Origin of the sequence: Arcobacter sp. LA11, from assembly GCF_001895145.1 — a bacterium.
Classification (GTDB): domain Bacteria; phylum Campylobacterota; class Campylobacteria; order Campylobacterales; family Arcobacteraceae; genus Halarcobacter.
On sequence record NZ_BDIR01000015.1, the window covers coordinates 1 to 22,968 of the forward strand.

The 22,968-nt window shown below is 25.6% G+C and carries 21 protein-coding genes and 1 pseudogene; 2 read left to right on the forward strand and 20 right to left on the reverse strand.

What is annotated here, in order from left to right:
* From BT997_RS15470 to BT997_RS13290, 17 genes and pseudogenes are all read right to left on the reverse strand, one after another.
* A pseudogene (locus tag BT997_RS15470) lies at nt 1–103 on the reverse strand (sulfate adenylyltransferase small subunit); the annotation flags it as partial.
* Nucleotides 104–126: 23 nt separating this feature from the next.
* The gene (gene cysQ / locus BT997_RS13215; RefSeq protein ID WP_072682418.1) at nt 127–894 is read right to left on the reverse strand and encodes a 3'(2'),5'-bisphosphate nucleotidase CysQ; all 768 of its coding nucleotides are present in this window, start codon (nt 892–894) and stop codon (nt 127–129) included.
* Nucleotides 884–1,504 carry an adenylyl-sulfate kinase gene (gene cysC, locus BT997_RS13220; protein WP_072682500.1) on the reverse strand — a complete coding sequence of 207 codons (621 nt, stop codon included), beginning with the start codon at nt 1,502–1,504 and terminating at the stop codon, nt 884–886. Before cysC ends, cysQ begins: the two co-directional genes overlap by 11 nt.
* A gap of 14 nt (nt 1,505–1,518) precedes the next feature.
* Nucleotides 1,519–2,724, reverse strand: a complete 1,206-nt coding sequence (locus tag BT997_RS13225) for a glucose-6-phosphate isomerase (RefSeq protein WP_072682419.1) — start codon at nt 2,722–2,724, stop codon at nt 1,519–1,521.
* Nucleotides 2,725–2,727: 3 nt separating this feature from the next.
* Nucleotides 2,728–3,546, reverse strand: a complete 819-nt coding sequence (galU, locus tag BT997_RS13230) for a UTP--glucose-1-phosphate uridylyltransferase GalU (RefSeq protein ID WP_072682420.1) — start codon at nt 3,544–3,546, stop codon at nt 2,728–2,730.
* A gap of 1 nt (nt 3,547) precedes the next feature.
* A complete protein-coding gene (locus tag BT997_RS13235; protein WP_072682421.1) occupies nt 3,548–4,738 on the reverse strand; it encodes a GNVR domain-containing protein in 1,191 nt (396 codons plus the stop codon).
* Between the two features lie 57 nt (nt 4,739–4,795).
* Nucleotides 4,796–6,052 carry a nucleotide sugar dehydrogenase gene (locus BT997_RS13240; protein ID WP_072682422.1) on the reverse strand — a complete coding sequence of 419 codons (1,257 nt, stop codon included), beginning with the start codon at nt 6,050–6,052 and terminating at the stop codon, nt 4,796–4,798.
* Nucleotides 6,049–7,107 (reverse strand): NAD-dependent epimerase, encoded by a 1,059-nt coding sequence (locus BT997_RS13245; RefSeq protein ID WP_072682501.1) that lies wholly within the window; start codon nt 7,105–7,107, stop codon nt 6,049–6,051. Before BT997_RS13245 ends, BT997_RS13240 begins: the two co-directional genes overlap by 4 nt.
* A gap of 10 nt (nt 7,108–7,117) precedes the next feature.
* Nucleotides 7,118–8,287: a nucleotide sugar dehydrogenase gene (locus tag BT997_RS13250; protein WP_072682423.1), complete on the reverse strand. Its 1,170-nt coding sequence runs from the start codon at nt 8,285–8,287 to the stop codon at nt 7,118–7,120.
* Between the two features lie 53 nt (nt 8,288–8,340).
* The gene (locus BT997_RS13255; protein ID WP_072682424.1) at nt 8,341–9,033 is read right to left on the reverse strand and encodes a cytidylyltransferase domain-containing protein; all 693 of its coding nucleotides are present in this window, start codon (nt 9,031–9,033) and stop codon (nt 8,341–8,343) included.
* An 8-nt stretch (nt 9,034–9,041) separates the two neighbouring features.
* Nucleotides 9,042–10,199 carry a UDP-N-acetylglucosamine 2-epimerase gene (gene neuC, locus BT997_RS13260; RefSeq protein WP_072682425.1) on the reverse strand — a complete coding sequence of 386 codons (1,158 nt, stop codon included), beginning with the start codon at nt 10,197–10,199 and terminating at the stop codon, nt 9,042–9,044.
* Entirely contained in the window at nt 10,192–11,202 is a 1,011-nt protein-coding gene (locus BT997_RS13265; protein ID WP_072682426.1) for an N-acetylneuraminate synthase family protein, read from the reverse strand. Before BT997_RS13265 ends, neuC begins: the two co-directional genes overlap by 8 nt.
* Nucleotides 11,202–12,158 (reverse strand): glycosyltransferase family 9 protein, encoded by a 957-nt coding sequence (locus tag BT997_RS13270; protein WP_072682427.1) that lies wholly within the window; start codon nt 12,156–12,158, stop codon nt 11,202–11,204. The genes BT997_RS13265 and BT997_RS13270 overlap by 1 nt, the downstream gene beginning before the upstream one ends.
* A complete protein-coding gene (locus tag BT997_RS13275; protein WP_072682428.1) occupies nt 12,151–13,197 on the reverse strand; it encodes a hypothetical protein in 1,047 nt (348 codons plus the stop codon). Before BT997_RS13275 ends, BT997_RS13270 begins: the two co-directional genes overlap by 8 nt.
* On the reverse strand, nt 13,194–13,808 hold the full coding sequence (locus BT997_RS13280; RefSeq protein WP_072682429.1) for a YrbL family protein: 615 nt from the start codon (nt 13,806–13,808) through the stop codon (nt 13,194–13,196). Before BT997_RS13280 ends, BT997_RS13275 begins: the two co-directional genes overlap by 4 nt.
* On the reverse strand, nt 13,801–14,775 hold the full coding sequence (locus BT997_RS13285; RefSeq protein WP_072682430.1) for a glycosyltransferase family 9 protein: 975 nt from the start codon (nt 14,773–14,775) through the stop codon (nt 13,801–13,803). Before BT997_RS13285 ends, BT997_RS13280 begins: the two co-directional genes overlap by 8 nt.
* Nucleotides 14,775–15,524: a lipopolysaccharide kinase InaA family protein gene (locus BT997_RS13290; protein WP_072682431.1), complete on the reverse strand. Its 750-nt coding sequence runs from the start codon at nt 15,522–15,524 to the stop codon at nt 14,775–14,777. Before BT997_RS13290 ends, BT997_RS13285 begins: the two co-directional genes overlap by 1 nt.
* Nucleotides 15,525–15,649: 125 nt before the next feature.
* Between BT997_RS13290 and BT997_RS13295 the strand changes: the two genes are divergently transcribed.
* On the forward strand, nt 15,650–17,515 hold the full coding sequence (locus BT997_RS13295; RefSeq protein WP_072682432.1) for an LTA synthase family protein: 1,866 nt from the start codon (nt 15,650–15,652) through the stop codon (nt 17,513–17,515).
* On the forward strand, nt 17,512–18,771 hold the full coding sequence (locus BT997_RS13300) for a hypothetical protein (RefSeq protein WP_072682433.1): 1,260 nt from the start codon (nt 17,512–17,514) through the stop codon (nt 18,769–18,771). Before BT997_RS13295 ends, BT997_RS13300 begins: the two co-directional genes overlap by 4 nt.
* Here the strand turns inward: BT997_RS13300 and BT997_RS13305 are convergent, their stop codons facing one another.
* From BT997_RS13305 to kdsB, 3 genes are read right to left on the reverse strand one after another with little or no spacing between them, the layout of a single operon-like run.
* On the reverse strand, nt 18,772–20,007 hold the full coding sequence (locus tag BT997_RS13305) for an O-antigen ligase (protein WP_072682434.1): 1,236 nt from the start codon (nt 20,005–20,007) through the stop codon (nt 18,772–18,774).
* Entirely contained in the window at nt 20,000–20,620 is a 621-nt protein-coding gene (locus BT997_RS13310) for an HAD family hydrolase (RefSeq protein ID WP_072682435.1), read from the reverse strand. The genes BT997_RS13305 and BT997_RS13310 overlap by 8 nt, the downstream gene beginning before the upstream one ends.
* Entirely contained in the window at nt 20,620–22,938 is a 2,319-nt protein-coding gene (gene kdsB / locus BT997_RS13315) for a 3-deoxy-manno-octulosonate cytidylyltransferase (RefSeq protein WP_083568742.1), read from the reverse strand. The genes BT997_RS13310 and kdsB overlap by 1 nt, the downstream gene beginning before the upstream one ends.
* Between the last annotated feature and the right edge of the window lie 30 nt (nt 22,939–22,968).

Genomic DNA, 22,968 nt, shown 5'->3' on the forward strand with positions numbered 1-22,968 from the left:
GCATAGCTGGGTTTTGAAACTCTGCTATTACTTCTCTCATAATATGAATTGATTCTGCCTCTAACTGTTTTAAATGCGTTAGTCTTTCTTGACTTATTTTCATTTTATTTCTTCTCTTTTTCAATTTCAATTAACAACAAACCAAGGATTAAGTAACTTCTCTTTATTATAAACTATAGGGTTAATATTGTTTTTATTATCAACCTGATAAGTCATTTTACCACTTTCCCTAACTATTGCATCAGCTGCTGCAGTATCCCATTCCATAGTAGGAGCAAGCCTTGGATAAATGTCAGCTATTCCTTCTGCTACCAAACAAAGTTTTAGACTTGAGCCTTTAGATATTTGTTGAATTTCTTTTGTCTCTAAATTATCAATGAATTTTTGTGTTTCATTAGATAAATGAGATTTTGAAGCTACAACTGATAGTTTTTCTTTTGGATTAGAATTAATTTGTAAAGGAAGTTTTTCATTATTCTTAAAAGCTCCCTCATTTTGTTTAGCATAATATATATTATTTAAAACCGGAGCATAAACAACTCCTAGAACTGGTATACTATTATGAATTAATGCAATGTTAACTGTAAATTCTCCATTCTTATTTATAAACTCTTTTGTTCCATCTATTGGATCTATACAAAAGTAATATTCCCAATTTTTTCTAATACTATAATCTATTTGTTTATTTTCTTCACTCATTAATGGTATTTTTGGATATAAGAAAGTTAAAGCTTCACAAATTATCTCATTAGACTTTGTATCTGCTTCAGTAAGAGGTGATTTATCATCTTTATAATCTATTCTAAAATCTTTATTATATATTTCAAGAATAGCATTGCCTGCTTTTATAGCTATATTTTTAATATCTTCTATATTAATATTTTTAAATTGCATAATCGTTTTCAGTTCCTTTTATATAACCATATTTCATAAGATAACTTATTATTTTATCCACACTTTGATTAATATCTAATTCATCTGTTTTTATCTCTATATGAGGTTCCTTAGGAGCTTCATAAGGAGAATCAATTCCTGTAAAATTTTTTATATCACCATTTCTTGCTTTTTCATATAAACCTTTTGGGTCTCTATTTTCACAGACTTCAAGAGGAGTATTTACAAATACTTCTATAAATTCATCATATTTAACTAAAGATTTTGCAATTTGTCTATCAGATTTAAAAGGAGAGATAAAAGCCGTAAGGGCAATAATACCTGCATCTACAAATAGTTTTGCAACTTCTCCTATTCTTCTAATATTTTCAACTCTATCTACTTCAGAAAATCCTAAATCTTTATTTAATCCATGTCTAATATTATCTCCATCAAGAAGGCATGTTTTTATTCCTTTTTTAAATAGTTCCATTTCTATTGCATTTGCCAAAGTTGATTTTCCAGAACCTGAAAGCCCTGTAAACCAAATAATACAAGGTCTTTGATTCAAAAGTATTTCACGCTTTTTTTTTGTTATGTTTTGACTATGCCATATTATATCTTCATTTATTTGATATTTTTTTTTCATTTACTATCTTTCAACTTATTTTTTAAAATAACCTTACCAGTTTCAACTCCAGGTTGATTATAAGTATTAATTTGTACGAATTTTCCTACGCTTGATGTAAGCAATTGAAATGTGTACATTAGTTTTCCAATATTATACTCATTTACTCTTTCTATTGTAATTACATCACTTGGTATATCTTTTAGCTGTTCAATTGCCTTGATAGTTGCGTCAGCCTGGTAATTTATTAAATCTTTAAATTTAATATTATTTATATAATCAAATTCATCTAAAAACTTTAGTGGAATATTAGGTATTTTTGTATCTTCTTCAAAATCTTCTACTTTTATAAAGGTCACTGTTTTATCTCTTTTGCCTTCCATAATTAATTGTAAAAAAGAATGTTGATCTACAGGGCCTAATATTCCTACGGGAGTTAAAGATTGCCTAGTGCCATTTACATTTAATTTTCCTAAACTTTCACCCCATAATTGAATATACCATTTATTAAAGCCTTCTAAAAGTGAAGAATAAGAGAAAACTACATTAATATTAAATCTATTTTTGTTTTCTACTAAAAACCTTGCTTTATTTAAAATATGTAAATAATACTCTTTTTTTTCAAAGAAAGAAGAATCTACTTCTTTACAACCACAAAGCAACTCATCTATATCAATACCTAAAATTGAAAGAGGAACTAACCCAACTGTACTAAATACAGAAAATCTTCCACCTACATTTTTAGGAATTTCAAATATTTTCATTTTATGAGTAATGGCATAATCATTTAATTTTGAACTATTTTCAGTAATACATACACAATTTGAGTTATCAATTTTTATTAAAGAATGTAAATATTTGAATATAGAGATAGTCTCAATAGTTGACCCTGATTTTGAGATTACAATATATAAAGCATCATCTAAATCAATTTTTGAAATTCTTTTTTTTATATCTAAGGGATCTGTTGACTCTAGAAAATGTAGTTTTTTCCCATTTTGTTTATGTCTTAAGAAATTGTGAATTGCATATGTTCCTAAGGAACTTCCTCCTATACCAATTACTACTATATGTTGTTGTTTTACAGTTTTTGCAAATTCTTTTATCTCTGTAATATCTTGATACGGAAGGTTATAATATCCTATATCCTTTTTTTCATCTACTATTTTTTCAAAAATTTCATCATTTGATTTTATTTCATAGAAATTTTTACTATATTGCATGATTTATTTAATTTCTTTTTCATAAAAATAATTTGTTGCATTTACAAATCCATCAATAGAGCCACAATCGAATCTTTGACCATCAAATTTATACGCTAGAACCATACTTTTTTTTGATTGTTCTAATAAAGCATCTGTTATTTGTATCTCTCCACCTTTTCCAGGTTTTGTTTTTCTAATAATATCAAAAATATCTGGAGTTAAGAGATATCTTCCAATTATTGCTAAATTTGAAGGAGCATTTTTTGGTTCTGGTTTCTCTACCATATCAGATATCATATATACATTTTTAGATATCTCTTCACCTACTATTACACCATATTTATTTGTTTGATCTTTTGGAACTTCTTCTATTGCTATAATTGGGCATTGATACTTTTTATATAATTCAATCATTTGGGAAAGTACACCTTTGGGAGCATCACACAAATCATCTGCAAGAACTACTGCAAAAGCTTCATTTCCAATTAAAGTTTCACCTGAAAGAATAGCATGACCTAATCCTTTCATTTCTATTTGTCTTGTATAAGAGAAAGTACATTTAGTAATTACATCTCTAATCTCTGTTAAATAATGTTCTTTACTAGTTCCTTTTATTTGATGTTCTAATTCATAAGAGATATCAAAGTGATCTTCAATAGCTCTTTTACCACGACCTGTCACTATCGCCATAGTATCTATTCCTGCAGCTAATGCTTCTTCTACACCATATTGAATTAAAGGTTTTGTAAGTATGGGTAACATCTCTTTAGGGGTCGCTTTTGTCGCAGGCAAGAACCTAGTTCCATAGCCTGCTGCGGGAAATAAACATTTTTTTATCATTTTACTTTTCTTCTTTTTTTAAGTTCTGAATGAAATTTATAAAAAACACTAAAAATATAGATAAAATTAATCCAGCTATAAATGAAACTAATATAATAAGTTTTTTCTTTGGTTTTATTGGGCTATCATTTACAATAATTTCACCTACTATTTCAGAATTCTTTATACTACCATCTACTAATTTATTTTCTAATTGTTTTATTTTTTCTTTTAAATTTGAAATTTTATTAACTAAATTAATTTCAAGTTCTACTTTTAGTTTATTCAATAATTCTTGAATTATATTTTGTTTTTTTATCTCTAGTTCTTTTAATGTAATATCTTTTAAGTTTTTAATTTTTATTTCAATGTCTGTTAAATCTGAATTTAAAATAGTTTCTTTTTTAGTGTTTAAATCCTCTATCTTATTTTGTAAATTTAATACTAGGTTTTGTGTATTTAAAAGTTGCATAGACATCAACATATTTTGTGTATCATTATCTGAATTAATAGTTGAAATTTTTTTTATACTTTCCTCATATTCTTTCAATTTTGAATTATTAAATTTTAATTTGTTTTCAATAGAATTAAGTATAGTAGTCTTAAAAAAAGCCATTTCATTATATAAGTTAGGTAATTTTTGTTCTTTTATTAATCTAATTTCCCTATCAATATTTGCTATAGTTTGAGTTTTAACTTTTTTGATTTGAAATTCTAAATTTGTTTTTTCAATTCTTTCAAAATAATAAATTTCTTTTTTGATATTTTTAATACTAAGTTTTGTTTTATAGATTTCTTGATTAATTTTTTGTTTATATTCATTTTTTATAAATTCAATAACTTCCTTATTCTTTTTTATTGCTATTTCATTATCTCTCCCCTCAGTTATTATTTCTAAAAAATTTTCAACTTTTTTCACTGTTTTAATATCTTTTACTAAAATATCACTTTGAAGATTTTTATTATCAACATTAAAAATAATACGTAATTTTTTTTCTATAATTTTACTATCATCTAAAAGTTTGTTATCAATATATCCTATTCTAACTACTGATTTCACTTGATACACTGGAGGTTTAAATAATACATAAATCATTGATAATAATACTATTAAAAATGTGACTATTAGAATAAACTTTTTCTTAGGAAGTATTATATTAACCAATTTTCTTAAGTCTATTTCATCTTCTTGTATATATTGTTCTTTCGACAAGTTATTCCTTACTTTTTAGATTTTATTATACATAAAAATATCTAAATGAATTATGAATTATAATCTTTCATCAACAATATCTTCCTTCCACAAAGATTTCACATCAAAAATAACTTGATTCTCTTTTTTTATAATATCAATCATCTTAAACTCATCATGCCCAACGGCTAAGATAATTGAGTTATATTGCTCTAAAGTATATTTATCTAATAAATCAATATTATATTCTAATTTAACTTCTTCTTTTTTTGCCCAAGGATCATATACATCAATTGTACAACCATATTCGTTTAGTTCTTTAATAATATCAATAACTCTTGTATTTCTAATATCAGGACAATTTTCTTTAAAAGTAAGTCCTAAAATTAAAACCTTTGAATCTTTAATTGCAAGACCTTTTTTTATCATTAACTTAACTACTCTTTCTGCAATATATTTACCCATACCACTATTTATCTGTCTTGCACCTAAAATCAGATTTGGTTTATAACCCAACTCTTGTGCTTTATATGTTAAATAATATGGATCCACACCAATACAATGTCCTCCAACTAATCCAGGTTTTAATTTAATAAAATTCCACTTTGTTGAAGCAGCTTCAATTACATCATTTGTATCTATACCCATGGTATTAAAGATTAATGCTAATTCATTAATAAGAGCAATATTTACATCTCTTTGTGTATTCTCTATTACCTTTGCTGCTTCAGCTACTTTTATTGAGCTTGCCTTATGCGTTCCAGCAGTAATTATTGAGCGATATAATTCATCTACAATATTAGCAATTAAAGGCGTAGAACCAGACGTAATTTTTAATATTTTTGTTAGTGTATGCTCTTTATCCCCAGGATTTATCCTTTCAGGAGAGTAGCCACAAAAGAAATCTTCATTAAACTTCATCTTTGATTCTTTTTCAAGCTCAGGTACACATACTTCTTCTGTTACACCAGGGTAAACAGTAGATTCATAGATTACAATATCATCTTTTTTAATAACTTTACCTAACATCTGAGAAGATTTAACTAATGGAGTTAAATCTGGTCTATTTGAACTATCTATTGGAGTAGGTACTGTTACAATATAAATATTTGAATCTTTTATATCTTCTAAGTTTTCTGAATATTTTAAACAATCTTTTACTTCATTTAATTGATTTTCATCTAATTCTAATGTTCTATCAAATCCATTTTTTAACTCCTCGACTCTAACTTTATTGATATCAAAGCCTACTACCTCTTTATTTTTTTTTGCAAAAGCATGGGCTAAAGGAAGTCCTACATAACCTAAACCTATTATACAAATTTTATAATTCATTTCTTTCCCCCATAAAATTCTTTATACCATTTTACAAATTCATTTATTCCATTTTTTAAATTTGTATTTGGTTTATAATCAAAATCATTGATTAATCCACGTGTATCTGCATAAGTAGATTTCACATCACCTGCTTGCATATGCATCATTATCTTTTCTGCTTCTATCCCAAATGAAGACTCTAATGTTCCTATAAAATCTAAAAGTTGTACGGGAGCATTATTTCCAATATTATATACACTAAACGGTGCAGAAGAAATAGCTGGATTTGGGTTGTTTTCATCAAAGTCAATACTCTGTTTTGCAGGATTATCTATTACTTTTATTATTCCATTAACAATATCACCAACATATGTGAAGTCTCTACTCATATCACCATGATTAAATACTTTAATAGGTCTGTCATTTAATATTGCATCAGCAAAAAGCATTGGAGCCATATCAGGACGCCCCCAAGGACCATAAACAGTAAAAAACCTAAGACCTGTAGTTGAGATATCATAAAGATGGGAATATGTATGAGCCATCATCTCATTTGATTTCTTTGTAGCTGCATATAATGATATTGGGTGATCAGTATGATCACTTGTTTTGAAAGGTTGTGATTTGTTTAACCCATAAACAGATGAAGATGACGCATATGCTAAGTTTTTAACATCATTATGTCTACAAGCTTCAAGTATATTCATAAAGCCAACTACATTTGATTGGATATAGGCATGAGGATTCTCTAAGGAGTATCGAACTCCTGCTTGGGCTGCTAAGTTACATACAGCATCAAATTTTTCTTTTTCAAAGAGGGCATTTATCTCACTTGTATTTGCCAAATCCATTTTAATAAATTTATGGCTTGAATATTTAGCTGAAGAGACAAGTTTATTACTATTTATACTCTCTCTTTGTATCCCAAGCTCTTCTAGTCTTGCATATTTTAAGTTTACATCATAGTAATCATTAATATTATCAATTCCAATTACTTCATTACCTCGTTCAAGTAACTTTTGAGCTAAATGAAAACCAATAAACCCTGCTGTTCCTGTTATTAATATCTTCAATTCATTTCTCTCAACTATCACTATTAAAGATATCTCTAGTATACACTTTACTTTCAACATCAAGTAAGTTTTCTGATAATCTATTTGCAACAATTACATCACTTATCTTTTTAAACTCATCTAAATCTTTTATAACTTTTGAATGGAAGAACTCATCATCTTCAAGTACAGGTTCATAAATAACTACTTCTATTCCTTTAGCTTTAATTCTTTTCATTATTCCTTGGATTGCAGAGCTTCTAAAATTATCACTTCCCGTTTTCATTACAAGCCTATAAACACCAACTACTTTTGGATTTTTAGAAACTATTGAATCAGCTATAAAATCTTTTCTCGTTGTATTTGCATTTACAATTGCTTCAATCATATTTGAAGGTACATCTTTATAATTTGCTAAAAGTTGTTTTGTATCTTTTGGTAAGCAATATCCCCCATAACCAAAAGAAGGATTGTTATAATGAGACCCTATTCTAGGATCTAAACCTATTCCTTCTATTATCTGTCTTGTATCAAGATTATGAGATTGAGCATAAGAATCTAATTCGTTAAAATATGCAACCCTCATAGCAAGATATGTATTTGAGAATAGTTTCACTGCTTCGGCTTCAGTTGAGTCAGTAAAAAGAATATCTATATCACTTTTTATCGCACCTTCAGCTAAAAGATTAGCAAAAACCTCTGCACGTCTTGACTTTTCACCAACAATAATTCTTGAGGGGTATAAATTATCAAATAAGGCTTTTCCTTCTCTTAAAAACTCTGGAGAAAAAATTATATTAGCAGTATTGAACTCTTCATTTATTTTTTTTGTATACCCCACAGGAATAGTACTTTTTATTATCATCGTTGTGCTAGAATTTATTTCTAATACATCTTTTATAACATATTCAATTGATTTTGTATTAAAATAATTTGTTTCTGGATCATAATCGGTTGGTGTTGAAATAATTACATAATCTGCGTTTTCATAAGCTTCTTTTTTATCTAAAGTAGCTCTAAAGTTTAACTTTTCATTTTTTAAATACTCTTGTATTTCTTCATCTTCAATTGGAGATATTCTTTTGTTTAATAACTCTACTTTTTCAGGAATAATATCTAATGCGACTACTTCATTATTTTGAGATAGTAATATTCCATTAGAGAGTCCTACATATCCGGTTCCAGCTATTGCTATTTTCATATTACCCCTTTTTTCTAAACGCGTATTTTAACAAAAACTGGCTAAATAGTTATTTACTTATATATTTCTACTCTATTTTTTTTAACCATTGCTTCTAAAAATATAAAATCTTCCTCAGAATCAATATTTATATTTTGAGACATTTTATATGGAATAGTTTTTTCAGGTAAGAAAGTCTTTTCATCTAATATTACATCTACTTTTGTCACATATATTGCGCCATTTAAAGCATAAATCTTAGGTAAGGACTGTCTTGGTACCTCTGAAGTTGTACCTTCTATAAAAGGTTTTACAAAACCTTTTTCATTAGTAGTTTTTAATTTATAAGGATGTGGTTCTTCAAATTCACAAACTGAAACAGATGCATCTACACTATTTTTTTCAAGTATTTCTATCATCTTTTTAATATCTTCAGGTTTTCGAATAGGAGATGTTGGCTGTAATAAAACTAGGTAATCATATTTTTTCTCAAGTTTATTTAATATATCTATTATTACATCAATACTCTTAGCCGTATCCGTTGCAAATTCTTTAGGTCTTAAACCTAAGGAATTTGCACCTGCTTTTATAGCAATATTTTCATACTCAACACAATCAGTAGAAACATATACATCATCAACTACTTCACAATTTTTCCCAACATTTACAGCTAATTCTAAAAGAGTTTTTCCTTCTATTTTTGCAATATTTTTATTTGGAAAACCTTTTGAACCACATCTTGCAGGAACAACAGCTAATACTCTCATATTTTTCCCTAATATGTTATTGTTTTATGAAATTTTAATTCACATGAAGCAAGTGCATTTGCAATCTTTTCACCTGCATATCCATCACCATATATAAACTCAGAGTCGTAATGCCCATGTTCAATATGTTCATTGATTGCATTCTTTATATCACTTTTTTCATAATTACAATCAATAACACTGTGAGCTCTTTGTCTTCCATGTTGTCTTGTACCTATATTTACAACAGGAATTCCTAAAAATGCAGATTCTCGGATACCAACACTTGAGTTTCCTATTAAGCATTTTGAATTTTTAATAAGTCTTAAAAAATCTTGAGGAACCATATTTTTAAAAAAATGAATATTTGAAGTTCTATGTTTTTCTCTAAATACTCTTATTCCCTTAGATGTTCCATCACTTCCAGCATCAACATTTGGCCAAAACCAAAAAGTAGGAATATTTAGTTCATGTATTGCTTCCAGAGTAGTTACAATATGTTCTCTTGAGTTATCAAACTCTGTTGTAACAGGATGTTGCATTACAACAATATATCCATCTTTCCAAGCAATTTCTTCTCCTACACCACCATATTTTACAAGTGGATTAAAATCTAAATCTGGTTTATTTAAAACTTCTCTTGCTAAATCCATAGATGGACAACCAGTATTTATAACCATAGAATCCATCTCACCCATTTTTAGAACTCTATTTCTTGCATCATCACTAGCTACTAAATGAATATCAGCTAACTTTGTATTTGCATGTCTAACTTTTTCATCAATATTTCCAGTAACTTCTCCACCTTGTATATGTGCTAATGGAATATTTTGATAACTTGCAGCAATTGATGTGGCTATAGTTTCAAATCTATCTGCTATTGTTACTACAACATCTGGTTTTAAATTATTAAAAGCAGTAGAAAGTTCCATAATAGCAATTCCAGTAGTTTTTGCCATTGCAGTTGGGGTTTCACCTTCTAAAATATTATAAATTTTTTCTACAACTTCAAAGCCATCATTCTCTATAACCTTTGCTGCATTTCCATATCTATCTAAAAGAGCAGAACCTGCTAATACTAATTGTAATTCTAAATCAGGATGATTTTTTATTGCTTGTAATGCTGTTTTTACTCTTGCATAACTTGGTCTTGCAGTGACTACTACACAAATTTTTCTTTTATTCATTTATATCATCCTTCGTCAAAAAGTCCCATTTTTTCATATCTTTATTAATTTTTTCACCTATTACTTCTTTATAATCTTTTGCACTAATTCCATATCCAAATGGTTTTTTAGCTTCTAAATCTTCAAAAGTTAAGATATCTCCAATTTTTAAGTCTTTATTAATAGCCAATGATTTTTCAAATATACTTTTTAATTCTTTAAATTTACTATTATCACTTTTATCTATTTTATTATCTAAAGCAGTTTCTGTAAACCTAACTGCTTTTACTAGTTGTTTAGTCTCATCTATAGTAAGAGAAGACTTGCTATCTGGACCAAACATTTCTTTATTGAAAACTACATGAAATTCTAAAATTTCTGCACCAAGTGAAACAGCAGCAACTGATGGATAAATAGTACTTGAGTGATCAGATAATCCTATAGGTAAAGAGTATCTGTCTTTTAATTCTTTTATTACATTTAATCCTATATCCTCTGCTTGAGTAGGATATTTTGTTGTACATTGTAAAAGAGACACTTTATTATTAAACGTTTTTAAAAAATTTACCGTATCATCTAACTCAGAATAATTACTCATACCACTTGAGAGGATAATCTCTTTTCCTGTTTTTGCAATTTTTTCAAGCATAAGAAAATTGCTCACTTCCCCTGAACCAATTTTATATTTTTCAACTCCAATTTCCTCAAGCCAATCAACAGCCATATTTGAAAATGGTGAACTTATAAACTCTAAACCTACCTCATCACAATGTTTTTTAATACCTTTCCATTGTTCTAAAGTAAACTCCATACGTTTCCAATAATTATATCTTGTATCGTCCTCATAAGAGAATTTAACTCTAAAAGGTTCATATTCACTACTCTCTGCTTCAGCAATATGTGTTTGAAATTTAACGGCATCTACACCAGTATCAGCAAGGGCATCAATATAAGAATGAAGAATACCTAAGCTACCTTCATGAGCTTGTCCAATCTCTGCTATTATATATACTTTATTACTCATTATAAACCTTCTTTTAATTCTAATTTATTAATTTCTTTTAAAACATCATTAGATAAAACTAACTTCATACAATCATGATGGCCTAAAGGACATACCCTTTTCATACAAGGGGCACAATCTAAACCTTTTGTTACTATTACACCATTAGGATTATTCCATTGATTTGTTTCAGTAAACCTAGTTGGCCCAAAAATCGTAATAGTAGGTACTTTATACGCTGCAGCTATATGCATAGGACCAGAATCATTGGTAACAAATAAGTCAAGTCCTGCTATTTTTTCTATTAATTCAGGGAGACTAGTCTTTCCTGCTATATTTTGATAGTTTGTAATCTTATTTTCTTTTAGTATATTCTCTATATCATTAGCAATATCTGTTTCAGAGGGTCCTCCAAAAATAACTATATCGTAAGTCTTTGATATTTCAATTGCTACTTTTGCAAACTCTTCAGGATACCACCTTTTCGCACTTCCATATGTAGCCCCAGGATTAATTCCCATTGTTTTTTTCTTATATTCAAAAGGAGTTAAATAAAGTTTTAAATCTCCAGTATCCAAATCTATACCTAAACTTCTATTTATAAAATCATTATATCTAATAGCTTGATGTATCTCTTCTTTAACAAACCTTTTATATGAAAACTTTTTCTTTGCATTTATAAAAAACATCATAAATTTTGATGATAAACTTTTTCTAAAAGATACAGCAATATCAACTTTTCCTATATTTTTCGCAAGTTTAATTAAATTTAGGTATCGATTTCCACTTTTTTTACTATTATCAACTATAATTCTTTCTATATTTTCAACTTTCTCAAAAGCTTGGGTTGATACAAAAGAACCTAACATTATAATTTTTGCATCTGGATATTTTTTTATAATATTTTCAATAGCTGGTGTTGTCATAATAGCATCACCAAGCCAAGTAGGTATTTCAATAAATATCTTCTTAACCATTTATCATCTCTTTATAAGCCTCAAAAGCTGGCATTTTTCTTAACTTCCCTTCTCTATTATCAACTAATCCATAACCAGGAGCAATTAGCTGATGCCAATAAACCCGTTTTATTTTTTTTGTATCTTTTACTATTTTATGATATTCCAACATAAATTTTTTATAATCTTCTTCACTTACACACTCATGTTCACTTGTAGGAGCATATGGAGAAGTATTTGATATTGGCCAATTTACTTCTGTAATATAAATTTCATTTGAAACTTTCCATGACATTTTTGTTAATGAATATAATAAATCAATTTTGTTTTTTGTATCAAAAAACTTATATTGAGTATTATATGGACTTCCTCTTCTATCTACATAAAGTAAACTTGAATGCTTATCATATTTAATATCTTCAAAATTGAATAAAGCCCTAGCAGTATAATAGTATTCAAAATCTATGACACTAGGACCAATTAATTTTAAATTTGGGAAAAACTCATTTCTTATATTTTGTACTATTTTATAAAAACTCAGATATTCACTTATACTAAAAAAGCCCCATTTTGCTCTATTTATTGTTGTTCCTATTTGATACTCTTCAACAAAAGAAGAAAATTTTTCAAATATAAGATTTACATTTTTTTCTAATTCTTTCTTGTTTTCTATATGTTTTCTATCTTGAATAATATTTAAAAGAATATTTATATCTTTATCTTGTTCAATAAATTTTTTTGAAAAGTCAACATACTCATCAATCTTTTCTATTTCCCAAAGAGGCATTCTTACAATCAAATACTTAATACCTAACTCTTCTATTAATTTATATTGTTCTTCACCTTTATCAAAATTTACTCCAATACCATATTCTAGTTCTGTGTTACTTTTAAATAGTTTCATCAAAATAATTGATATAGGTAAAACTACAATAGATGTAAAAAAAAGTTTAATATAGTCAAACACATGTTTTTTTCTCATAGATTTTTTATATTTTTTATCTCTTATTACATGTGGTTGATCTGAATAGTAATCCCAAATAAACGGATTTTTTTTCAATTAATATCCCTTGTCTTTTTAGAAATACCTTTCCTAACTTCTCTATTATATTTATCAATAAACTTATCCCATTGTTTAACAACTTTATATCTTGTAAACAATTTTGAGTATTGATAAAGTTTGGATTTTAGACCTGGTCTTTTTCCTCCAATACCATCAGTTAAGATTAATTTATATTTTTTTTTCTTTATTCTCTGACATAAAATATTACTTAATGCAATATCTACAAAAAGTATATTATTTTCAAATATATAATCTTTTAATTCTTTAATTAACTTTTTTTCTTTTTTCTTTGATAGTTTTCCTTTTAAAACCATTTTTTTAAAAGATTTTGATACTTTGCCATTAAAATCCCTAACAATATCAAAAACATATCCTTCTCCAAGGTTTGTAATAGTTTTTCCATAACATTTTGTAATATGAGTAAAAGGAATATTATTCTTCTCTAAATATTGCATATAACTATATTCTAATTCATTTTGTCTAAGATTTTCATTTTTTGCATGAACTATTTTAATTACTTTAGAATTATCTATAGGATGTATATAACCAGCTCTTTCTCTTCCTTTTCCTAGGAACATATTTTCATCTAAATTTATTAATTCACTCATCTAAACCCTCTAATATTTGAATCATTTTATTTTCTATTTCTAAATAAATTTCTTCACTATATGAAGGAGATAACATAAAATTATTTTGATTTTTAGGATCACTAATAGTTGCCCATCTTTTTGAACTTGCAAAAAGAGTATTTCCAAAAAAAGATATAGTCTTAATATTTGCAAGCCCAGCTAAATGCATTGGACCAGTAGATGTACTTATAAAAAGTTCAAAACTACTTAATAGTTTACAAAAATTAATTATTGGTCCCTTTGATTCATAAAAAACAACATCAAAATCAATAATATTTTCTAACTCTTTTTTTACTTCTAAATCATCTGGACCAAAAGTAAATACTACTTGAGTATTTTTTAATAATGAAGCTTTTTTTGCTAACTTTATATAATCATTTAAAGTCAAATTTCCATCACTACTTCCTCCATATCCTGGATGAAAGCCTATAATTCTCTTTTCTACACTAATATTAAACTTCTTCTTAAAGTCTTTTAAACTACTTTCTACATTAAGTTTAATCAAGGGACGAGTAAATTCAAGTTTAATATTTTGATCAAGTTCTTTTGCTAAATCAAGATTATACTCAAACTCAGTTTTTTCAACTTTACTTCTTCTTTGAGTAATTCTATTATTAAAAAAAACTTGAGCTAACTTTGTAGCAGGTCCTATTCTCTTTTTTATACCTGATAAAAAAAGAAGGTAGCCTAATTGTGTATTAATAAATGCACTAAGACTTATGTCTATTTGTGCTTTTTTTACTCTTTTTAATGTTGACCAGAAATTATCTTCTTCATAAAGAATAACTTCATCTATAAAGTCCATTTCTTTTGCAAAATCATAATTAATTTTTGATACTAAAGCAAAAACTTTTATCTCTGGGTTTGACATTTTTATAGCTTTAAAAAGTGGTAAAGTAACAACAAAATCACCAATTTTATCATGCCTTGTGATTAGAAGGTTCATTATTTTCTTCCTCTAATTTTTCTTTTAAATGCTACAAAGCTTTTTAATTTTTTATCTGATTTTCTTAAAATTTCTATTGCTTGTTCTTTCTCATAATTTCCTAAAAAAGCGTATTCTGAAGCAATTAAAACTATATCATCATCATCTAACCATAGCTTTGCAAAGTTATCAAGCCCTAGCTCTAAATTAATAAATTTAAATTGCATTCTATTTATATCTACAACCGAAAACTCATATGAACCATCATCTTTTTTAACTACTAAGGTATTTCCCGCTGAATAATCTTTATGATATACATTATTTTGATGTAAGTTATAAGTAAACTTCACAAACTCTTTTATAATTTCTTCTCTATTCTCTAGTTGTTTATTACGTAAGGGTTCTCGTATAGTATAGTCATAGTCAAATTTTTTTGAAATAAAAAAACTTTCTTTAAATAATAAACCCTCATAGAATTCTATATATCCAATTGGTGAAGGAGTATTTATTCCAAGTTTTTCTAAAGTAATTGCATTTTGATAAGATTTTTTAGCTTTACTATCTCTAAAGTAAGCATATACTACTTGATTAATCTTATTAGGAATTCTAAATGCTTTTACAACTGTAGAAACACTATCATAGTCTATAACTTTTAATTCATTTCTTGCTTTATGTATAGTTTTTAAATTTTTAAAAAAATAGTTTTTAATATTAAATAGAAATTCTTCAAAGCTTTTAAATTTATCATTTAGTTGATATTTTATACTCAATTAATAATCCTTCTTTTTATAAAACATATATTTTATCTAAATAATTTGTACTAAATAATTAAATCAACTAGCTTAACACTATATTAAATAGCTATTAGATATAATTTTTTCTTTTAAGGAGAGATATGAGAGCTTATTTTTTGGTATTTTTCAGTGCCTATTTTATAATTTTACTAACTAAATTTATCTTTATTTTTTATCTAGGAAATCAATTTTCAGAATTTTCTTTTAATGAATTAACTTACGCAATATTTTGGGGTATTAAATTTGATTTTGCAGCAAGTGCAATATTTGCCTTTATAACAACTCTTTTTGATTTCAATAAAAAAACTTTTGCTTTTATTGGAGCAATTAGTATTATAACAATATTTTTAACTCAAATAAGTGATATTTTATATTTTGATGAATCAAGTAGACATGTAGGATATGAAATAATTGATATTATTAGTGATGCAAAAAGTCTGTTTTTAACTGCATTTTCTCAACACACTTTAATAACTTCATTGGCATTAATTTTATCAATAATAGTTTTTCTAATCTTCTATACATTATTTAAAAATATTGAAGTTACTAAATTTAACAAATACTATTTATTAAAAAAACTATTTATTATCTTAATTTCAATTTTCTTTATTAGAGGAATGTTTCAACATATCCCTTTACACCCTTGGCAATCAAATGAAATAGGTAATTCACAACTAGCATCAGTATCTTTAAATTCTATATATAATATTGTTTATACAATAGTAAATAAAAGAAAAAAAGTATCCATGGTTAAAATTAAAGATATAGATAAGGAAACATTAGAAAGTTCATTATTAGAAATATATAAAGAGCCAAATGAAGATAAAAAACTTCCAGCTATAAATACTAAACCTAATATAATTTTCTTCTTTTTAGAAGGTTGGAGTGCAAAGTTTATGAGTGCTTATGGATTTGAAGGAAATACAACTCCTGTTTATGATTCAATTTTAGAAAAATCATTACGTACAAGATTCATGATTGCAAATGGTAGAAGAACAACAGAAGGTATTTTTGCTACATTAGCTTCATATCAAAATCCATTAGGAAAGACTATTGCTAAAACTCAACTTCAAAATTATGAATATGATTCAATAATCTATGAACTGACTAAAAATGGATATGATAGTGCATTTTTTCAAGGTTCATCTAAAGATACAAGTGGAACTGGTAGTTTAGTAAACAATTTAGGCTTTAGATTAAGTTATGGGAAAAGAGATGTAAAAGAAAGAATTTATGAAGAAAACTATTGGGGTATACAAGATACAGATTTATATAACTTCGTTGAAAAAAAATTAGATAATAATACTATTAAAAAACCATTTGTTTTAGGAATAAATGGAGCAACAACTCACGATATAATAACTCCAAAAGACTATAAGAAACAAAGCTTTGTAAAAGAAGAAGGATTTAACAATAAATTAAATGCTCTAAGTTACGCAGATTCTGCATTAGGAGAGTTTATAGAAAATATTGAATCTAAATATCCTAATACAATTTTTGTACTATTTGCTGACCATTGTAATGGAACAATCATAGGAAATATGGAAAATTATATGATTCCTTTTGCAATTTATTCTAAAAAATTAATAAAACCAAATTTAAAAGATGTAGTTATATCACAAAGAGATATTGCACCAACAATTTATGATTTAACAATAGGAAACAGTGAAGCTGAAATGAAAAACTTTACTGGTAAATCTTTAATTTCAAATAAAAACTTTTACACAGATTATTTTAGAAATGGTATTCTAGGATGGATAGAAGGAAATGATGTTGTAGAAATAAATATTTCAACAAATGCCCTTGAGTGCTTTAAATTAGAAGGACAACAAAGAGATAAGACTGTATGTGAAGGTAAACATCAAAATATGAAAAATAGAGCTTTATCATTTACAAAACTATCTCAGAAACTACTTTTTGAAGGGGAATCAAAAAGTTTTAATCAATATAAAAAAGAACAAAAATGAATCAAAAAGTTTTAGTGTTTTTATATCGAGAATCTGTTGGGGAACTTAATGTTTCACTACCAATTATAAAAAAACTTTTTAAAGAAATGGATATAAAAAATATTTATTTCCATTTTATTTCAAAAGATAAATATTTAAAAGTAGATTCAACCTATAAAAAAATCATAAAAGAGTTTGGAACTATATCAATTGGTAATTTAGATTTTTTAAATTTATTATATAAACTCTTGGATAAAAATATCACTGTTATTTCATCGGATTTCTGTCCAGTATTTGAACTAAATCAAATTAGAAGTTTTTTCCCAAATACTACAACTATATTGATGCATCATGCACAATCAATTCTTTATAAAGAAAAGAACATAGAATCCATTTATAAATTGGACTCAAAAAACAAAATCTATAATCCTGACTTTTTTTTAGTAGGAAACAAAATTGATTATGAAAACAAATATTTTACAACCAATAATTATAATATCGATAGTAAAAAAATTCTTTTTATAGGTGCTTTAAATTATGAAAAAGAATGGATTGATTATTTACTAACAAATGAAAAAAGTGAAGATAACTCAATAACAGAAAAAGTAAAAGAATTTGAAAAAGTTATTTTAGTAACAACTAGAGCACCACATAAACAATATATGATGGAAGAGGATTATAATTATCAGGTAAATAGTATATTGCAAATATCAGATATCTTTCCAAATTTTTTATTTATTATAAAACCCCACCCTAGGGAAAAAATGAAAATATATAAAAAAGCTTTTTCTGATTCAAAAAAATCTTCTAATGTTTTAATTAGCAATCAAAATACGTATAAATTATGTTCCTATTCAGACCTAGTTATCTCTTTTTGGTCTTCTGTGATACAAGACTGTGCAGTAACAAATACTCCTGTTATTGAATTCCATAGGCATAGTCAAAAAAATGAAAAACTTCTTATTTGGAATAAGGATAAATTACAATCATTCTTTGAATACTATGGATTTTGTTCTTATACAGATAACAAAAAGAATTTAATTAAATTTATATCTGAAGAAGAAAATAAAAATCTATTAGATAACCAAATAAAAAACATTAAAAAAATATTTATTCCTATGAGAAATGAAATTGAAGAAACATTAACAAAGATAACTGATTTTAATAAAATAAAAAATAAAAAATTAACAAAAATAAATAAATTAAATGTAACAGTAAAATTTATTAGAAACTTAATATCTTTATATATAAATAAAAAACTAAAAAAGTTAAGATAACTATTCTATCTTAATTCTTTTCTGCTCATGATTTCCAATTACACACAATAAAGTGAAAATCATAATGAATACATTATTAAATGGTTTATAAACTAAGATTGAATCAAACATAAAAACAATTAATATCGGAATAATCGTTAGCAGAAAAAGATTTAAATAATCTGATTTTTTAAAAGAAGAAAATAAAAATATAAAAGAAAATAAAAATAAAGAAAAGCCAATAAGTCCATATTTTATTAAATATTCAACATAAATATTATGAATCGTATTATACATCCATCCAACTTTAATATTATCTTTTTTTATCTTTTCATGAAACTTTCTCTTAAAATCTCCAGCACCAACACCTATTAAAATATTATTTTCTAAGAAAATATCAATTCCTTCTATATACATTTTAATTCTGATTCCAGTACTAGACATATAATTATTTTTAGAATCATAATTTTTTAACTGTTCATAAGATTTCTTGTATTTATAAATTAAAAGATTATCTTTATAAATAATTATTGAAAGTGGTAATACTATTAAGACAGATAAAATTATTATTCTTTTTATATTTAATTTTATTTTAGAAAAATTGAAAAGAATGAATAGTATTAAAGTCAGAATCAATGAAAGTTGTGCAGACCTACCATCATTAGTAAATACACCAACTAGACATATTATTGATAAAGAAAAGTAAGTAATTTTTTTCTTACCAAGATTTTTTAAATTAAAATAAAAAAGAAGAAAAGTTCCTAAAACTAAATATATTCCAGTAATCATATACCTAAATAAAAATTTAGGATTAAAAGAAGAGCTACCATCCCAAGAAAGAATATTTAAATAAATAAGAAAAGAAAATACTCCATATATACCAAAACTAAGTCCTAATATTTTTATAGCAATTAATGCTTTATCTTTATTTAAACTAGAAAAAATAATAGGCATAATAAAGAAAAAATATTTATGAGAGTTTAATACACTATAAAATTCTTTTTTATTTTCAGACCAAAAATAAGTTATACAAACAAAAATTAAAAAAAGAATCATAAATAAAGTTGGTTTAAATTTAAATAACTCTTTTAATCTTATTAAATAACTTCTATCTTTTTTTATCTCATAAAGCCACCATACAATTAAAATACCCGTAACAATACCTAATTGAGAACCAAAATAAGTAAAAGGTAAAAGAAATACATAAAAATAAATATAATTCTTAAAATTTATAAATTTACTTATATTTTTAGTCAAAAACCACTTCTCCAAAATCATTAATATAACTGTCTAACCTTTTTAACTCTAAATTATTAAACCCATAAAATTTTATTTGATTAGCTTGTGCTGCCTCATAATCATTAATGCTATCTCCAATTAAAATTGTTTCATTTTTTAAATAGTTATTATGATTAATTATATTCTCTACAATAATGTTTTTCTTAATAGGTGATCCATTTATTGTTAAAAAAAAATCTTTTAATTCCAATTTCTCACATAAATAATTTAGCTCATTGTGCTCAGAACCTGAAGCAATATGTAAATTATATTTAATGTGATTATTAATTATGAATTCTACAGTATTAGTAATTAAATATTTCTTTTTTATAAGTTCATTTTTCATAATCTTTGAAAAACTATTTGCTAGTAATTGAACTTCATTATCTGAAATATTCTTATTTAATAATTCTTCATAAAAATATCTAATTTTTACAAACCTTGATAATCCACCATTTATATTGTGATAATCAATTAATTTTTCTACTAAATTATTATCAAACTCTTTAAATATTTCTCTAAAACCATAATCTCTTGTTGGCATAGAATCAAGTATAACTCCATCAAAATCAAAAATTATATTTTTTATCATTAGATTAATCCATTTTCTTCTAAAAACTTTTCAACTTTCTTAACATCATCCGGGATATCAACTGCTATTGAATCAACTCTTGTCTCTTTCATTTTAACTTTTTCACCCATATCTACAAATCTTAATATTTCAATATCTTCATATTGTTCATTTAATGTTTTATCTCTTGAAGAAAATAAATCCAGTGCTTTTTTAGTAAATCCATATACACATACTTGTTTCTTATGATTAACCTTCTTGTCTGATTTATTAAAAGGAACGCCCAGTCTTGACATATACATTAGTTCATCTTTTTCATTTACAATTGTTTTAATAATTGTATCTGCATTTACCTCTGATTCATCATCAATAACTTTATATAAATTATATGCTACATATTCATCTTTATATTTTTTATACTCACTTACAACTTCATCTATACTCAAAGGATCAATTACAGGTTCATCACCTTGTATATTCACATATAAATCAAAATGCTTTTCTTTTGTAACTTCAGCAATACGGTCTGTTCCGGTTAAACAATTATCACTTGTCATAATTACTGGAATATTTTCACTCTCACAATAATTTTTAATCTTTTCATGCTCGGTAGCAACAATTAATTCATCTAAAAGTTTTGATTTTTTAGCTTGTTCATATGTTCTTTTTATCATAGGAATGCCATTTATTAAAGCAAGTGGTTTTCCTTCATATCGACTTGATTTAAATCTTGCAGGAATAACACCTATTATGTTCAATTTAAAATGACTTTTGAATATAGAAGGTGTTATTAATTGAATTGAAATTTTTTCATTTAAAGATTTAAGTCCATCTAATAAAATTTCATTTTCATTCTCTAATGCTTGCTTATCTAATATTTGAGTAGTTTCATTATAATTATAATTTTCAGAATTTATACTATATCCATCTAATCCAGCAATTTCTATTTCAGAGATACCCTTTTGGAAAAAGCTATTTATTGCAATAAGTGCCACATTTGTAAAAACTTTTCCTTCAAGTTTTGCTATTAAATTTATATCTAAAATAAAAGGTACAATATCACTAGTTATATTTAAATTGTTGGAAATAATTGTTTTTTCTAAATCAATTTTATTTTTGAACTCATCTAAACGTTTCTGATTTGTAAAAAAATAAAAATCTGTATCAAAATCTGATTTATGATTTAAACTGACAGTTAAATAATCATTACTTTTAACCTTCTCTTCTATAATAGAAGAATACTCTTTTACACTAGTACCAGATGCAATTAAAAGAATTTTTTTTGATTTATCAAATTCTAAATCTTTTTGTTCTAACTTTGATGAATTATTTACAATTGTATTTAAATAAAGTTCTTCTATATATTCTTGTTCAAAATTTGATTTTTTATGTTCAGGTATTTGACTTAAAATTTGATTTATCTCTGCTATATGTTTTGTATTTTTATTAATTAAATATTTTGAATAATTTGGGTGACAATTAAAAGATGCAGATAAAAATTGGGCAGGAGAGAAACCCCATGAATTTTTATGCATAAGCGAGTTTAAAAAATCATCTATTACTTCTAATAAAGGTAAAGTTTTATAATCTCTATTAAAAGTTTTATTCATGAAATCGAAGATAAGTTCAGTATTTAAATTTCCCGCACCTCTACCTATTCCATAAATACTTGAATCAATTATAACATCTCTATTTAAACTTGACATACACAAGCTAATAGCATTGGAGAAAGCAAGTTGCATATTATTATGAGAATGATATCCTAGAGAAATCTTTTCATTTAAATTATTATCAGTTAGGTTTACATATCTAGTAAATTCCTTTAAAGACATAGAACCAAAACTATCTACTATATAAAAAGCATATGGATTTAATATGTTTACTTCTTTAAGCATTACTAAGAAATCTAAATCATTATAATTTTTTGTAATCATTGGTTGAAAATATAATTCATAACCATTATCAATTATTTCTTTCCCTAGTTTTAGTGCTTCAGTTAAATCTTTTTTATGAAAGGCTAGTCTTATTCCAGTTATAAAATTACTATTTTTTTTAGGTAATTTATCTATAGAATAATCAGAGAAGTTAATCATAAGAACTTTTTTTGAATGAGTATTAGTATTTGACAATAAACTATCAACTGTATTTATACTATCAAATAATGAAGAATTTTTATCTTTACCTTTTTGTTCATCTAAATAACCACACTCAATTATATCAACGTTTGATTCTTCTAAAGAGTCTATTATTTTTTTTATATGTAGATTTTCAAAATTCCAATTATTGATATATCCACCATCTCTTAAAGTACAATCTAAAATTCTTATATTCAATTTCATCCCCTATTCTTTACTTTTAATACCTTATAT